Annotated in this window: 9 protein-coding genes and 2 pseudogenes; 4 read left to right on the top strand and 7 right to left on the bottom strand. The window is 72.0% G+C overall.

Annotated elements, in window-relative coordinates; genetic code table 11:
* Positions 1-16 precede the first annotated feature (16 nt).
* Both HZS56_RS38480 and HZS56_RS26340 read right to left on the bottom strand, forming a co-directional pair.
* A pseudogene (locus tag HZS56_RS38480) lies at positions 17-157 on the bottom strand (IS1380 family transposase); the annotation flags it as partial.
* A gap of 54 nt (positions 158-211) precedes the next feature.
* On the bottom strand, positions 212-628 hold the full coding sequence (locus tag HZS56_RS26340; RefSeq protein ID WP_216723266.1) for a hypothetical protein: 417 nt from the start codon (positions 626-628) through the stop codon (positions 212-214).
* A 533-nt stretch (positions 629-1,161) separates the two neighbouring features.
* On the opposite strand from HZS56_RS26340, the gene HZS56_RS26335 reads away from it, so the two are divergent.
* Positions 1,162-1,440 carry a hypothetical protein gene (locus HZS56_RS26335; RefSeq protein WP_216723265.1) on the top strand — a complete coding sequence of 93 codons (279 nt, stop codon included), beginning with the start codon at positions 1,162-1,164 and terminating at the stop codon, positions 1,438-1,440.
* A gap of 276 nt (positions 1,441-1,716) precedes the next feature.
* Here the strand turns inward: HZS56_RS26335 and HZS56_RS26330 are convergent, their stop codons facing one another.
* Entirely contained in the window at positions 1,717-2,913 is a 1,197-nt protein-coding gene (locus tag HZS56_RS26330; protein WP_216723264.1) for a S8 family serine peptidase, read from the bottom strand.
* A gap of 233 nt (positions 2,914-3,146) precedes the next feature.
* On the opposite strand from HZS56_RS26330, the gene HZS56_RS26325 reads away from it, so the two are divergent.
* A complete protein-coding gene (locus HZS56_RS26325) occupies positions 3,147-6,458 on the top strand; it encodes a right-handed parallel beta-helix repeat-containing protein (RefSeq protein ID WP_216723263.1) in 3,312 nt (1,103 codons plus the stop codon).
* Positions 6,459-6,982: 524 nt separating this feature from the next.
* Here HZS56_RS26325 and HZS56_RS26320 read toward each other — a convergent pair.
* Positions 6,983-9,088 (bottom strand): ATP-binding protein, encoded by a 2,106-nt coding sequence (locus HZS56_RS26320; RefSeq protein WP_216723262.1) that lies wholly within the window; start codon positions 9,086-9,088, stop codon positions 6,983-6,985.
* Between the two features lie 334 nt (positions 9,089-9,422).
* Complete coding sequence (locus tag HZS56_RS38950) at positions 9,423-9,818, bottom strand: hypothetical protein (RefSeq protein ID WP_216723261.1); 396 nt, start codon at positions 9,816-9,818, stop codon at positions 9,423-9,425.
* Between the two features lie 570 nt (positions 9,819-10,388).
* Here HZS56_RS38950 and HZS56_RS26310 point away from each other — a divergent pair.
* Positions 10,389-10,955, top strand: a complete 567-nt coding sequence (locus HZS56_RS26310) for a sigma-70 family RNA polymerase sigma factor (protein WP_216723260.1) — start codon at positions 10,389-10,391, stop codon at positions 10,953-10,955.
* Positions 10,956-11,025: 70 nt separating this feature from the next.
* On the opposite strand, the gene HZS56_RS26305 is transcribed toward HZS56_RS26310, so the two are convergent.
* Complete coding sequence (locus HZS56_RS26305; RefSeq protein ID WP_308408160.1) at positions 11,026-13,959, bottom strand: AfsR/SARP family transcriptional regulator; 2,934 nt, start codon at positions 13,957-13,959, stop codon at positions 11,026-11,028.
* A gap of 924 nt (positions 13,960-14,883) precedes the next feature.
* On the opposite strand from HZS56_RS26305, the gene HZS56_RS26300 reads away from it, so the two are divergent.
* Entirely contained in the window at positions 14,884-15,453 is a 570-nt protein-coding gene (locus tag HZS56_RS26300; protein WP_308408159.1) for a helix-turn-helix transcriptional regulator, read from the top strand.
* 16 nt (positions 15,454-15,469) lie between these two features.
* Here HZS56_RS26300 and HZS56_RS39140 read toward each other — a convergent pair.
* Positions 15,470-15,689, bottom strand: a pseudogene (locus HZS56_RS39140) (IS3-like element ISMyma3 family transposase); the annotation flags it as partial.
* Between the last annotated feature and the right edge of the window lie 161 nt (positions 15,690-15,850).

Genomic DNA, 15,850 nt, shown 5'->3' with positions numbered 1-15,850 from the left:
AGGGGGGAAGCGCTGGTCAGCCGGGATTCGGGAGAGCCTGGAGGCGGTCCACGGCGTCGGTGCTCACGTCGGTCCAGGGCCAGTGCCCGGCGACACGGAGGATGCGTCGGCGGCCGGTGGTGACAAGCTGGGCGGCGGTGGAGGACAACCGCAGCCGCGGTTGCGATTTTTTGACCGGCCTCCGGGCAGGCCACCTCGTGAAAGCGCGAGGCTAGTGGTTCACGACGGCCCTGGTACCCGGGCCCCCGCCGTTCACGACGAGCCTGGGAGCGGCGGTGCTGCCGGTGGTGGAGAGCTCGACGGTCTGCCCCGCCTTGTAGTTCACGGAACCGACGTGGAACTTGCTGGAGGACTTGTGCCCGAAGACATCGATCCGTCCGGAGCCGCCGGACGGGGCGTTCTTGCAGGTTCCGGGTTCGATGATCTGGGTCCTCCAGTTCTGACCGTTCCCCGCCGCCTGGAGGGAGGCGGTCGTGTCGTAGCTGCCCTTGGCACAGATCCGGACCTTCCCGGCCGCGCTCTCGGCGGCGCCCGCCGGGCTTGCCGTCGCGGCTGCCGCGGCCGCCACCAGCAGGGCGGTGCCCCCAAGGGCGTTCACCGCTCGCGTGAGAATCCTGACTGCAGCCATGAGTGACCTTCCTCAAATGTGGTTCAGCAAGTCCATTTCACATCCCACGGAATTCGGACTCCCCATCCGAACCCCATAGCCGACGGAGAGGCTATCCGGCGGATCTTGTCCAAAGATTGCCGAGACATCGCAGAGGCGCGGACAATCCATGCATGCGACTTTTCCCGAACGTGTCGCAGTGGCAGGACCGTCACCAACTTCCCGGACGCGCGCGGGCGGTGGCACCCTGCACAATCCCAACACCGCGTCCTCGCAGTCCCCATGACGGACGACATCGGACTCGCTTTCCGGGGCACCTCGACTTGGTGGGGACCATGATCGTCAGCCCGGGAATCAGCAACCAAGACATGGGGGGCCACCGGGACGATGCCGCTTTCTGAGCGACGCACCCGAGCTCCGGCCTCCGGTTGAACCGTTGGCGGCACTGGCCCGTGGTGAGCCCGGAAGGGCACCGGACTCGCGTCGGCACACCTGTTGGCCCGTACCGGCCGCCGTTCACGAACACCGAATCCTCGATCGCATATGGAGAAACCATGAAGCTCTGGCTCCTCGCCGTCGGCGCCGCAGCCACCGCCATCCCGCTGACCGCGGTGACCGCTTCTGCCGCTGACACGGGCTCTCCTTCGGCCACGGTGGAGTACGAATGGAGCATTGGCGGTGGGGGCATGAGTCTCGCGGACTGCAAAGAGGCTCTCGAGTACGACTTCGAGTACCTCGGCGCGGTGGAGGGGTACTGCTTCGACGACGACGGGGACCAGGATCCTGCGGAGAGCGACTGGTCGGACATGATGAAGGCGCCCGTCAGGCCGTAGCGCCGCTGCTGCCCCGGCCGGGCCGCTGCCGGAGCAGATCACGCCCGCCCCATGGCCGAAGGCCGGCCGGTGAGCGGCAGGCCCTTGTCTCCGCTCCAGCCGCACGGCGGCCGCCGGTGCCACGTACCGGCGGCCGCCGTACCCGTACAGCTGTCCGCAGTGGCGCGACCACCACCAGCGCTCCCGCACCCACTACGACGCTGGGGCGATGGTGCTGGGCCGTACGTGCAGTAGCCGTACGGCTGCTGCACCCCGGCCGGTGCCTCGGGCGGGTCCTCAGGGCGCGGGCCGCCAGCCCCTGTCCCGGCCCCGGGGAATCACCACCGCGGCTCCGGCCACCAGCAGCACCAGCCCGCCGCCCGCACCCATGACGGCCAGCGCGCGGTTGCGCGGCTCGCTGGGCGCTTCCTCGGGGAGTTGGGCAGCGGCCTGCTGGGGCACCGCTCCCCCCTTGCCGGTCAGCACCGTCGTCAGCGCCGCGTACGGGTCCAGGCGCGGCGGGTCGTCCGGGTAGCCGCTGATCACGAGCCTGCGGGCGACCTCGTCCGCCGTCAGCTCCGGGTGCCGGGCCCGGACCAGGGCCGCGGCACCCGCCACGTGGGCGGCGGCCAGGGAGGCGCCGGAGCCGTAGTAGTGACCCGAGCCCCGAGGGCCGACGCTGACCACCGCGTCCCCCGGGGCCCAGAGGTCGGCGCCGTCCGTCGGCGGGGCCTGCTCGGGGCGCAGGCCGCCGGGGCCGTAGTCGCCGACCGAGAGCACCCCGTCCGCGGACGCGGGCCAGTACCAGGGCGCGCGCTGCACCGGCTCACCGGTCGTGCTGTCCGTCGGGAGGGCGTCCGGGACGACCGGAGCGATCACCAGGGCGTCGCGCCGGGTGGCGTGGGCGACCGCCGCGGTCAGCTCTTCCTTGCCTGTGGCTGTCGCGTGCCCGACGTAGATGACATCGGCTCCCTGGTCGGCCGCCGTGCGGATACCGTCGGCCAGCTGCCCGGCCGTCGCCTCGCCCCGGGTGCCAGTGCCGCGTACCGCCAGGATCCGGGCCTTCGGGGCCAGTCCGGCCACTCCCACATCCTCGCCGGGCGCGGCGGCGATCAGGCCCGCCGCGAAACTGCCGTGGCCCACGCAGTCCTCGCCCGCGCCGCCGACCGCCTCGACGCGGCCCGAGAGTGCGGGGATGTCGACACCGACGCCGGTGTCCACCACGGCGACGGTCACCCCGGCGCCCTCGGTGAGCCTCCAGGCCCGCGACGGGCCCAGCGGCTGCCAGGTCCACGGCTGCTTCTCCGCCTTGTCGGTGGACGCCTTCGCGCACGGTTCGCCGGAGGGCAGCACCGAGCTGACGACGGGCAGTTGCACATCCCCGTCGGCGGCGGTGGCCGGAGCCGCCGCGGCGGCCGGCGAGGCCACGGCCAGCAGGGCGGCGGCCAGCGCCCGCACGGGACGGGGGAGCGGAACTCGTCGCATGAGGCGCATGCTACGGGTCCTGCGGCGGCGTCAGACAGGGCAGACAATCCGGAGACAACCCAACTCCCCCGGCATTCCTGGCTGTCCATACCGGCGTTCCCGTAGCCTGCGCCAATGCGCGCCCCACGCATGCACGCCCGCTGACCGCAGTCGCCGCTGACCGCGGTCACCAGCGCAGCCGCACAGCCCCGCGTCGGGGCCACGGGGGCCGCCCACAAGCACCGCTACCAGGAGGTACGACCGTGTCACGGCAGTTGCTCAGGGTCGGTTCCGAGGGGACGGACAGTTTCCCGACGATCGGCGAGGCCCTGGCGAAGGCCCGCAGCGGCGCCGTGATCCGCGTCCGGCCCGGCCGTTACCGGGAGAACCTCACCGTCAGGACCCGCCTGACGATCGTCGCCGACGGCGAGCGCGGCAGCGTGGAGATCTGCCCGCAGCGCGGCAGCGCCGTGGTGCTGGTCGCGGACGCCGTGATGCTCACCGACCTGACGTTGCGCGGCGGCAGCGAGGATCTGCCGGTGGTGGACGCGCCGCGCGGCCAGGTGGCGATGGACGGCTGCACCATCGTGGGTGGCGGCTGGACGGCGGTCCTCGCCCGGGAGAACGGCTCGCTGGCCATGCGGGACTGCCGGGTCTCCAACCCGGAGGGCGCCGGAGTCGTGGACACCGCGCCCACCGAGAGCGTCGTCGCCGACTCCCTGTTCGAGCATCTGGGCACCTCCGCCGTCGTACTCGGCGAGCACGCCTGCACCGTGGTGCGCGGCTGCCGGATACGGGACGCCCGGGGCAACGGCGTACTGGCCAACGGCGAGGCACAGGGCCGGGTGGAGAACTGCGACATCACCGGCACCGAGAAGCCGGGCATCGCGTTGGAGGGCCGCTGCGCCACCCGCGTGGTGCGCACCCACGTGCACGACACCTCGGTGGGCATCTACGTGACCAGCGGTTCTCGGCCGACCCTGGAGGAGGTCAGGGTCGCGGACACCACAGGCCCCGGCATCGTGCTCTCCCAGGGCGCCGACCCGGAGCTGCTGCGCTGCGGCACGGAACGGACCAAGGGCCACGGGCTCGCCGTGACGGAACGGTCCCGGGGCACCCTCGACGGCTGCGAGTTCGACGGCGCGAAGAAGGCCGCGATCCACGTGGCCGGATCCAGCGCTCCCCTGCTGACCGGCACCACCGTGCGCGCCTGCGCCGACAAGTCGGGCGCCGTACTGCTCGCCGAGGAGTCCTCGGCGGAGTTCGACCATCTGGAGGTGCTGGACGCGGCAGGCGTCGGCGTCTCCATCCGCGGCGGCGCCAATCCGCTGCTGCGCAACGCCCGGGTCATCGGTGCGGCCGGGCACGGCGTGGAGGTCGTCGAGGGCGGCCGCGGTCGGCTGCACGGCTGCACGGTCGAGCGCTGCACGGGTGCGGGCGTCCATGTCGCAGACGGCGGCGCCCCCGAACTGGTCGACACCACGCTGCGCTCCACCAGCCAGGCCGGGATCCGGATCGGGTCCGAGGGCCGCGCCCAGGTGCGCGACTGCGAGATCCACGACAGCCGTACGGCCGGGCTGCTCGTGGACGCGGGCGGCGAACTGACCGCGACCCGCGCCCATGTGACCGGCGCCGCCTCGCACGGCGTGCTGGTCGCCGACGGCGGCAGGGCCAAGCTGGACGGCTGCCGGATGAGCGACAGCACCGGCGACGGCGTACGGATCGACAGCTCCGACGACGTCGCCCTCACCGGCTGCGCAGTCCGCGACAACCGGGGCGCCGGGCTCAAGCAGTCCCGCGTCACCGAACGGCTCACCGTCGTGGGCCTCAACAGCAGCGGCAACGTCCTCCCGGACGCCTGGGGCGAGACCGCCGGGGAGCTCGCAGCGGAGGTCACCGGCACCGAGCAGGGGCAGCCACGGCCGCAGGGCCCGCTGGCGGAGCTGGAGTCGCTGATCGGCCTGGCCGACGTCAAGCACCAGGTGCACACGCTGGTCAACCTCAACCAGCTCGCGCAGCGCCGCGCCAGCCTCGGCATGCCGGTCCCGCCCATGAGCCGCCACCTGGTCTTCTCCGGGCCGCCCGGCACCGGCAAGACGACGGTGGCCCGGCTCTACGGCGGCATCCTGGCCGAACTGGGCGTGCTGCCCTCGGGCCACCTGGTGGAGGTCTCCCGCGCCGATCTGGTCGCCCGGGTCATCGGCGGGACGGCCATGAAGACCACCGAAGCCTTCAACGAGGCCATCGGCGGCGTGCTGTTCATCGACGAGGCATACAGTCTGCTGTCCGACAGCAAGGGCTCGGGGGCCGACTTCGGCCGGGAGGCCATCGACACGCTGCTCAAGCTGATGGAGGACCACCGCGACGAGGTCGTCGTCATCGTCGCCGGCTACACCGAGCAGATGACCCAGTTCCTGGCCTCCAACCCCGGTCTGACCTCCCGCTTCACCCGTGCCATCGAGTTCGCCAACTACTCCGTCGAGGAGCTGGTGACCATCACCGGGAGCATGTGCCGGGCCCACCACTACACGCTGGACCCCGGCACCCTGGAGGCCCTCGCGCAGCACTACGAACGGATGCCGCGCGACGCCGGGTTCGGCAACGGCCGTGCGGCCCGTCAGGTGTTCGAGGAGATGGTCGACCGGCAGGCTCACCGGCTCGGTTCGCTCGCCGACCCGACCGAGGCCGATCTGTCGCTGCTGCTGCCTGAGGACGTCCGCGACGCGTCGTCCGCGCACGGAGACGGCGAGCGCGGCTCCGAGGAGCTGCTGGCCGAACTCCGCGCCATGACCGGCCTGCACGCCGTCAAGCGGGAGGTCACGGACCTGGTCACCCTGCTGTCGGCGACCCGTCGGCGGCAGGCGGCGGGACTGCCCGTGCCGAAGATCAGCAACCATCTGGTCTTCACGGGCCCGCCCGGCACCGGCAAGACCACCGTGGCCCGGCTCTACGCGGACCTGCTGCACTCCCTCGGCGTGCTGCCCACGGGCCAGCTCGTGGAGGTGGCCCGCGCCGATCTGGTGGGCCGCTATGTGGGACACACCGCGCAGCTCACCAAGGAGGTCTTCGATCGCGCCCTGGGCGGCGTGCTGTTCATCGACGAGGCATACACCCTCACCCCCCAGGACGCCGGTTCCGACTTCGGCCAGGAGGCCGTGGACACGCTGCTCAAGCTGATGGAGGACCACCGCGAGCAGATCGTCGTCATCGTCGCGGGATACACCGACGAGATGCGCCGCTTCCTGGCCTCCAACCCGGGCCTGGCCTCACGCTTCGCCCGCTCGGTCGAGTTCGAGAACTACTCGACCGACGAACTGGTCGAGATCACCGGCCGCTACGCCACCACCTCCGGCTACGACTGCGCACCCGGAACCCTGGAGGCGCTGCGCGCCTACCTGGAACGGCTGCCGCGTGACCGCTCGTTCGGCAACGCCCGCACCGCGCGCCAGACGCTGGAGGTGATGATGACCCGGCAGGCCCGCCGGATCGGCGAGATCTCCGCGCCCAGCCTTGACGACCTGCGGCTGCTGCTGCCCGACGACCTGCCGCAGGAGTCACGGCTGACAGCCGGCTGAGGCGTCCGCCCACCCTCTCCCCCGCGGACTCCGCCGCCCGCCCCTTCACGCGGACCTCCCAGCGACGGCCGAAGCCGTCCCCCGTGGGCGGCTCGCAGCCCGCGCCTGCACCAGTTGCGCCTCCGCGGCGGTGTGACGCTCTGCCCAGCCACACGGGGTCACGGTCACTCAGTGTGGTGAGGGCCAGTGAGGGATCTCGATCGGCCCACCGCAGATCACGCCGCAGCAGCCGGTGAACGATGGGAACCGCAGCTGGTCCCCGTTCCCCGTGACCACCGGGTCGATGAACGCAGCGCGCTGCGGCTGGTGGTAACGGGCGGCGGCGACGTTCGCGACGCGCAGCGGGCCGGCTGCGGCAGCCTGAGGGACCCGGAAGCCGTGAAGAACCCCGGACGGGAGGACTTCCGCCCCGCAGGTGTGGCGCCGCCGGATGCCTGGAGACCGAGTGTGCCGCCCTCGACGGTGGGGTGCACCGCGGATGGGCGGAGACAGGCGTACGTCTGCGAGGCCTGCGTCATGCGTGTTCATCCCACTGCTTCGGCGGCTGGTGTCTGAACCAGGACACCGGAGCCGGCCCCGGCCCCGGGATGACGTCCGGGTGCGCCCGGATGCGGGTGCGAACGAGCGCCTGCCGGCGCCGGGACTCCGACGCCGGCAGGCGACCGGTCCTGCTTCGGCTTCGGCTCCGCAGCAGGGGCCATCGGACCCGCCACCCGCAGATGGCGGGCCAGACGTGCCGGGTCGGTGCCGGGCCGGTCGATGAGCTTGCGTGCCAGTACGGCGTGCACCTTCTGCCGCGCGGAGGGGGTGAGGGTGCTCAGCACCACCTCGCGCGTCAGCTCGGGGAACCGGTAGCCGCCCTCCGGACGTTCGCCGGAGTCCGGCTCCCAGACCAGCAGCCGGGCGGCGACGGCCGCGTCGACCTGCGGCAGCAGCAGATCCGACGGCAGGGACCTGACCTCGGCCAGCAGCCCGATATCGAGCCACTCGCCGTCGCAGGCGGCGTTGCGGAGCGTCTGCCGTACCTGATCGGGGAGTTCGGCCAGCCGTGCGTGCACCGCGCTGCGCACCGCGGTCGGTACCCGGGCCCCGGGCCCCGTACGCCGCTCCGGCGGGAGCTTGAGCAACTCGCCGAGCGTGAACGGGTTTCCCGCGGCACGCCGGTGCAGCCGCGTGGCCTCCTCCACGGAGGCGGCAGCACCGTGCGCCGCGAGGAGTTCGGTCACCTCCGCGACCGTCAGCGGCTCCAGCGGCAACCAGGTCGTGCCGCGGCGGGCCAGCGCCGACAGCAGCCCGCTGGCGGAGGGGTCGGCGGCGTCCCGGACCGCGCAGACGTACGCGACCGGCGCGTCCGGCGGTGCTTCGGCGAGCCTCAGCAGCAGGGAGTGGAACTCGGGAGGAGCGAAGTCGAGGTCGTCGATGAGGCAGAGGGTGGGCGTCGTGGTGCGGGTGAGGGCGCGGACGAGCGTGTCCATCACCTCTCCTCCCATGGCTCCCCGCACGGGTCCGTCCGGCCGTGTGCCCGTTCCTTCCTGTCTCAGGGCGCCCAGGAGTTGTGCGGCAGGGTTCCCGCCAACGACCTTGCGGTGCGGGCCGACCGGTCGGCCGCCCGTGGCGCGGACGACGACGAGGCCCTCCGCCGGCGCCCCGCCCGCCGCCTCCTCCAGCAGCCGGGTCTTCCCCGAACCCGGTCCGCCGGAGACCAAGGCCCAGCCGGTGCGCCCGGAGACGGCGCCCGACCGCAAGGCGGCGAGCTGCGCGGTCTCCTCGGCCCGTCCGACCAGCGGTGCCACCGCGGGACCGCCGCCCGCGGTCACGGTGGCGGAGGCGGGCACGGGAAGCACGTCGTCGAGGACATCCGTGTCATGCCGCAGGATCGCGGTGTGCAGCCGGCTCAGCCCGGGGCTCGGGTCCAGGCCCAGCTCTCTGGCGAGCATGCCCCGGAACCGGTCGTACCGGCCAAGAGCCTCGACCGACCGGCCGGCGGCGTAGAGCGCGCGCATCAGCAGGGCCCAGGACGCCTCGCGCAGCGGGGCGCTCTGCGCGAGCTCCTCGGCGACCTCGATCGCACGCTCCAGGTCGCCCTGGTACAGGAGGATCGCGGCCCGCAGTTCCTTGGCGTCCTGGTGGACCGCGTTGAGCCGTTCCCGCTCGCGTATCGCGAAAGGGTACTCGGCGGCGTCCCCGAGCGCTTCGCCGCGCCACAGCCCGAGGGCCGCGTCCAGCTCGCGCTGCGCGAAGAGGAGTTCGCCGCGCTTCAGGGCGCCGCGCACCCGGTGCAGCGAGTCCTCGAAGACGGTCGTGTCCCGCGCGTCCCGTGGCACCTTCAGGGCGTAGCCGACCGGCCCAGCGACCAGCACCGTGGACCGGCCGCGCCGGGCCGGGTCGAGTACCGAGCGCAGCCTGCTGACGTGGGCCCTGACCGAGGACATCGCGCCGGCCGGCGGGCCGTCGTTCCACAGGGAGCGGCAGAGCTCGTTGACGGGAACGGGACGGCCGTCCTCGATGAGCAGCCGGGTGAGCAGCACTCTGCGCTGCCGCGGCCCCAGGTCCAGTGTGCGTTCGCCGCGATGGGCCTGGACGGGGCCCAGCAGGCTGTAGCGCGTGGTGCACCGCTCGGTCGGGTCCACTCCGTTCGCTCACCTTCCCGGGAGAAATGTTCCTGCGCGGAGCCGGTGGGGCCCGGCCAGGGGTATGTACGTCGCCGCCCCGCGGACGGAAGGGGCACGGCTCGCCGCCGTTCGCCCGGCACGAGGCTTGAGGCCTCATGCCTCAGGAGGCACAACGGCTCCACGGGGCGGGCGGTTCAATCGGGAGGCGGCCGATCTCGTGGTGCTCCACGATCGTGCGCCTACGACGCCACGGGGCTTGGTGCGCTACGCACGTCCGCTGCGGTGCGACGCCGTGCTCGCGGACTGACCGGCCGCAGCGCAGCACCGCGGCGGCGGCCGCCCTTCCGATCCGTCAGTCCTGGACGGCGACATTGCTGCCGGGGCCGCCGGAGATCTCGTCCGCGCCGGGACCGCCGTAGAGCTTGTCGTCGCCGTCGCCGAGGTCCATCTCCATGGAGTTGAGCGGGGACTGGCTCTCCGGGGACTCGACCGTGCAGGAGATCTTCGGCTTGTCCGCACGGTCGGGGTGGGTGCAGCCGTTCCCGGCCTCGACGGGCACCGCGTCGTCGATGACGTACGTGAACTTCGCACGGTGGTCGGTGTACGTCTGAGAGACAGCCACCTCGCCGGCCTGCCCCGCGGCGGCCTCGTAGGTCAGGCGCCGGCGGTGGCCTTCGGCTCGGCAGCCCCCCTGCCCCGTCAGCGCGACCGGAACGGCGATGCCGATACCGAGAACGGGCGCGAGCACCGACAGTGCGCGGCGCGTCCTGCGGCAGCCAGGGCGAGAGGACAGGGCACAACCTCCAGGAGGAAGTCGGGTTCTCCTTCACCAGGAACGACGGCCGGGGCAAGCAATTGGTTCCCCCCTCCCAGCATTTGTTTTTCACACTCCCAAGGCTTCACTGCATTCTTCCGCAATCTCGATGGAATTCACCTTCCCGCCGCTCACCGGCTTTTCCAGAAGATGAGAACCGCACCAGCGGACGACGGCGCCGCGCGCCTTTCGTCGCCCGCGCGGCGGCGCAGTGGAGCCGCGTCAAGCGCCGTATACACGCTCCCCGCTGCCCCTCCGGCGAACGGATCCGAGCCGGCCGGAGATATAAAAGAGCAGGTCAGCACCGGTTCTTCCGCAAGGCTTCCGCTTCCGGCGCCCACGCCGGGCAGGCCCACGGGAAGCGGAACCCGTCGCTTCGCCCGTCAATCACGCGTCAATGTCTCGTGGAGCTCCACTCGCGAGACTCCCCTGGACCACCGGAACAAAGGGGAACCGCACGTGAGCTGGGTCATGATGCGTTCCGCATCAGGAACGATGCCCGGGATGACCGACAAGGAGCACACGATCCGTGCGCTCTACGAAGAGCAGGCGGGACCGCTCTACACCTACGTCGTACGGCTTCTGGGCGGAGACCGGCACAGGGCCGAGGACGTGGTGCAGGAGGCTCTGCTGCGCTGCTGGCGCACCCAGGACCTGACGTCGGGGCAGCAGCTGAGACCGTGGCTGTTCAGGGTGGCGCGCAATCTCGTCGTCGACGACTACCGGCTGCGGATGGCCCGTCCCCAGGAGGTCGATGTCGGCACCTGGCTGGAGGACATGTCGACGAGCGCGGACGACGAGGAGCGCCTGCTCTCCTTGATGGTGCTCAAGAAAGCGTTCCAGCACCTGTCGGTCAATCACCGCGAGGCGCTCTACGAGACCTACTACTCCGGCAGGTCCATGCGCGAGGCCGGACAGTTCCTCGGCGTCCCGCCCGGCACTGTCAAGTCGCGCGTGCACCACGCGATACGCGCGCTGCGCTCGGTCATGGACACCGACGAGGTCACGGGCGCCCACGCGCACGAGAAGGCAGGCGAGGAGCCGGGCAAGGAGTACCCGTCGGCGGCGTGACACGGCACGACGGGACCTCCCCCGGCCTTCCTGTCGGTGCCGGTCACCACCGGGCAGCGCGCGGGACGGTTCAATCACGCGGCGCGGGCCGTACACCGGCGGTCCGGTACAGGGGCGCTGCCGGATCCGGGGCAGCGCCCTGGCCCGGCCCCGGGGCCGACTCGCCTGTCTCCAGGCGGTGGAGCCTGTCACGGACGGCCTCGGCTCCGGGACTGCCGGTCTCCTCGAGAAGCGGCAACGCCTGCTCCCATCGGGCGCGGGCCTCTTCCGGACGGCCCGCTTCGAGGAGGGCACCGCCGAGGTGACTGAGCATGTCGCCCTCACCCCCGCGATTACCGACGTCCCTGAAGACCTCCAGCGCCCCTTGATAGCGCTCCAGAGCCTCGTCAAGGTGACGACCCCGGTGCAGGACGGCGCCGAGCACGGCGAGCGTGAAGCCCTCGAACCAGATGTTGCCGGTGGTCTGCAGGAGCTGCAGTCCGTGCCTCAGATACGCGATGGCCTCCTCGTCACGGCCCGACTGCTGGCAGGCGTCGCCCAGATGCGCCAGGGCGATGGCCTCGGCCCAGTCGTCGTGTTTCGCGCGGGAGAGCGCCAGCGAGCGATTGAGGAAGTTGACGGCCTCGTCGAGTTGTCCCGAGTGCAGATAGGCGACGCCGAGGCCGCTCAGGGCCTGGGAGCTGCCGTAGGTGTCCCCGATCCGCTGGTAGAGCAGCATCGCCGCTCGGTATTTCTCGATGGACTCGTCGAAACGGCCCATCGCCGTGAGCGCGGCGGCCACTTCGGTGAGGCCCCATGCCTCGCCCCTGCGGTCGCCGGCCTCGATCGCGCCCTCCAGCGAGGTCCGCGCCACGTTGAGCCAGTCGTGCAGGTCGCCGCTGAGAAAGGTGAACCCCCACAGGGACGCGGTCAGCTGCCACGCGAGGTCGGGCCGATGCGATTCGGCGGCCTGGTGCACGGTGGTGACGAAGTTGGGACGCTCGGTCTCGCACCACCGCAGGGCCTGCTCACGCGAGGTGAACGTCATGCGCTCGCACTCCGCGGGCAGGGGTTCGAGAGGCAGCGGGCGATGCCGGGGGGCGAGGTGGACGTAGACGGCGTCCGCCGCGTGCAGGTACCAGTGGATCAGCCGCTCCACGGCCGCCGCCCGCTCCGCCGCCGGCTCTTGGTCCGCGACGCGTTCGGCGGCGTAGACGCGCAGCAGGTCGTGCAGGACGTATCGCCCCGGTGCGTACTCGTCGAGCAGGTTGCCCCGGGTGATCTCCGCGAGCAGGACGCGGCCCTCGCGCAGCGGGAGCCCCGCGAGCACCGCAGCGGCCTGCGCGGAGATGTCGGGTCCGGAGTGCAGGCCCAGCAGGCGGAAGAGGCGTGCGGCGGGTGCCGAGAGGAACTCGTAGGACCAAGAGAAAACGGTGCGTACGTCCGAGGTGGGATCGCCTCCGGTGAGCGCATCGAGATTGCCCTGGCACTCGCGCAACTCCCTGGCAACGGTCTCCAGCGCGAACGCGGGGTTCGTCGCGGCCCGTGCCGCGACGACGGCGAGGGCAAGGGGCAGCCGCCCGCAGCACTCAATGATCTCGCCGACGGCGCGGGGCTCGGCGGCGAGCCGCGCGGCGCCGATGCGGCGGGCCAGTAAATCGTGCGCCTCGGCGGGTGCCAGGGGACCGAGCGTCAGCGGTTGCGCGCCCTCGTTGGCGATCAGGCCGGCGAGCTGGCTGCGGCTGGTCACGATGGCCAGGCAGCTCGGAGAGCCCGGCAGCAGCGGGCGTACCTGCGCGGTGTCGCGGGCGTTGTCGAGGACAATCAGCATCCGGCGGCCGGCGAGCAGGCTGCGGTAGAGCGCCGCCTGGGCATCCAGGAAGTCCGGAACGGACTTCGGGGGGACACCGAGGGCGTTGAGGAAGATCCGGACGGCCTCCGCCGGAGCGACGACAGAGCCGGTCGGATCGAAGCCGCGCAGGTTGATGTAGAGCTGTCCGTCGGGGTACTCGTGGGCGATCCGGTGTGCCCAGTGCACGGCCAGCGTCGTCTTGCCGATGCCCGCCATGCCGCAGATCACCATGGTGCGCGCGTCCGACGGGACGCCCTCCGCGAGGCCCAGAACCTGCCCGAGTTCGCCCTGGCGCCCGCTGAAGTTGGGCAGGTCGGCGGGGAGTTGTGCGGGCCTGGCCGTGATGGCGGCCTCGGAGTTCTGCCGCGGATACGGTTCCAGGACCGTGGCAGGTGCCGTGGCCTGTGCTTGGTCGGGTGCGGGCCCGGGGGGTGCCGGAGCCGGGACCGGGGGCGGTGAGGTCAATGAGGGGTCGGCCGCCAGAATGCGCTCGTGCAACTCGCGCAGCGACGCGCTGGGATCGACACCCAGCTCCGACACCAGGATGCCGCGGGTCTTGCGGTAGACCGCCAGTGCCTCGGCCTGCCGGCCCGACCGGTACAGCGCGAGCATGAGCAACCGGCTCAGCCCCTCCCGCAGCGGATGCTCACCGCTCAGCGCGACCAGCGAGGGGATCGCCTCGCTCAGGTTCCCGATCTCGACGTCGATCTCCAGGCAGGTCTCCAGCGTGAGCAGCCGCTCCTCGGCCAGCCGGGAGCGCTCGGCCTCGGCCAGCGGCCCTGGGAGCCCGGCCAGCGGTGTTTCCTCCCACGCCTCCAGCGCGGAGTGCAGCAGTTGTGCGGCCGCCGGGAGCGCGCCCTCGGCGCGCAGCTTCTGCGCCTCGGCGACCTGCCGTTCGAACACGTCCAGGTCCAGGCCGCCCTCGGGGATGTGGATCAAGTAGCCGTCCGTGACCGAGATCACTATCTGGGCGGCGTCGGCGGCGCGCGGGCCGGACTGCAGCACCTTGCGCAACCGTGACACGTAGGTGCGCAGCACGGACACGGCGGCGTGCGGCGGTTCCTCGCCCCAGACCGCGTCGACCAGCTCGGCCACCGTGACCGGACGCCCTTTGCGCCGCAGCAGCGCGGCCAGTACCACCCGCTGCTGCGGCGAACCGAGCTCCAGCTCCACGGCGCCTCTCCATGCTCTGACTCGCCCCAGTACGGCGAAGCGCAGCGGAGGTGTCGCCGGCGAAGGCGTCGCTCGGTCGAATGCGTCCATACTTTCCTGGCTCCCAGCACTCGGATACCTCCGGCAGTCTGGCCTCACAGGCATCCCGGTGACAAACAGAGCCCGGGTCCCTGTCTCTCGTCGGACGCCGTGCCCGTCCCTCACGAGGCAGGACCTGCCCCCGCGCGAGGTGGAGCGCTTCCCCACGAGGTGGCGCGTCCGGTGTACGGGCGGGCGACGCGGTGTCGCCCAACAGAGGCACGGCCCCCGCCGAGTCGGGGAACGGGGGCATCGGCGGACGCGATCGGGGGGAAGGGCGACGACGACGGCACCGATGGCGAAGCCGGCGGCTGTACGGGAACGCCAGATCGCGCAGGCCCTCCACTTGCGATGGACGGTCGGTCCCCGTACCCGACGGCACCCCCGGGCCCGTAGGCCGACACCCCTCTCTTCAGGACCGCGAAGAAGGCAACGGGGAGGTGGCCGAGGAAGGCGGCGACGGACAGGAGCCGTCCGCGCGGTTGCCCTCGGCGATACCGCCCGCTGCCGGTTGATGTCGGGCATCGTCCGTGCCGGCGGTGGAAATGAACCATCTGGACGCCGGACACGTAGGTGCTTCTCGACCCTGAGCCCGAACCAACGTCGAACAGTGCCGTCGAGTCACCGCCACCGCCCGGTGGCACGCAGCCGGCCCGTCGACACATGCTGACACCGGAGGCCGCCCGAACCATGTCCGAGAAAGAACCGGAGCACCGACCGGGGCAACAGCAGACCCGGACAGGAGCACTCTCGGCTGACTCCCGAGACCGCTCGTCCGGGCCGCAAAGACGGCATGGGCAGGTTCCCGTGACAGTCCATGGCCCGGACCCGATCTCTCGAGAGGGCGTGCTCAGCCAACTGCGCGGCCATCCGGAGATCGAGGTTCACGAGGAGTCCGGCCCCGGGTCGGGCACCGTGGACATCTTCGTCTGCGGCACTCTCGACGCCTCTGCGCTCACGCGGCTGCGGCGGGTGGTGCCTGACGAGGGTGCCTGCGTCGTGCTCGTGGTGAACGCATTGCCAGAGGCCCGGTTGCTCGATGTGGTCGAGCGCGGTATCGATGTCGTCGTCTGGCGTCACGACGCCACCGGGGACCGACTGGTGCAGGCGGTCCTCGCAGCCGCAGACGGCAGAGCCCACCTGCCCGCCGACCTGCTCGGCAGCGGTATCAGCCAGGCCTCCAGGTTGTTCCGCAACGCGGCCGCCACAACCGACCTGCCCTCCACAGTCCTCACGCCGCGCGAGCGGGACGTGCTGCGGCTGGTCGCCGAGGGGTACGGGACCAATGAGATCGCAGCCGAGCTGTTCTGTTCCAGAAACGCCGTCAGAAGCGTGATGGGCGCCGTCACAAGGCGACTGCGGCTGCGCAACAAGGAGCACGCTGTGGCCTATGCCGTACGTGAAGGGTACATCTGACCAGGCAGAGCGCTGTGAGCGCTTCGACGGCCGGTCGAGCTCGGCCGCGAAGAAGGCCGAGGCCGTCCTGAGGGTTTCGTCCGTCCGCCGCAGTTCGGCGTTCTCCGCCTTCAGGCGCCTGATCTCCGCACCTCGTCCTCGCTCACGCCCGGACGCCGGCCGGCATCGGCTTCGACCCTGCGGACCCGCGTCCGCACCCTCGCAGCGGCACCGATACCAGGCTTCGCGGCGGCCGCCTTCTTCGCGGGCCGCACGCGTCCCCGAGAGAAGCGGCGCGGCGCCCCCCGCCGGCGGGGGGGGGGCGGGGGGGGGCCCGCGGCGCGCCGGGCCCGGGGGGGGGGGGGGGCAGGGGCGGGGCGGGGCGGCCGGTGGGCCGGGGGGCGCCCCCCCGGGGGGG

The sequence above is a fragment of the Streptomyces mayonensis genome, from assembly GCF_018982965.1.
Classification (GTDB): Bacteria; Actinomycetota; Actinomycetes; order Streptomycetales; family Streptomycetaceae; genus Streptomyces; species Streptomyces mayonensis.
Note: the sequence above shows the minus strand (reverse complement) of the source record. Positions and strands in the feature narration are given on the sequence as shown.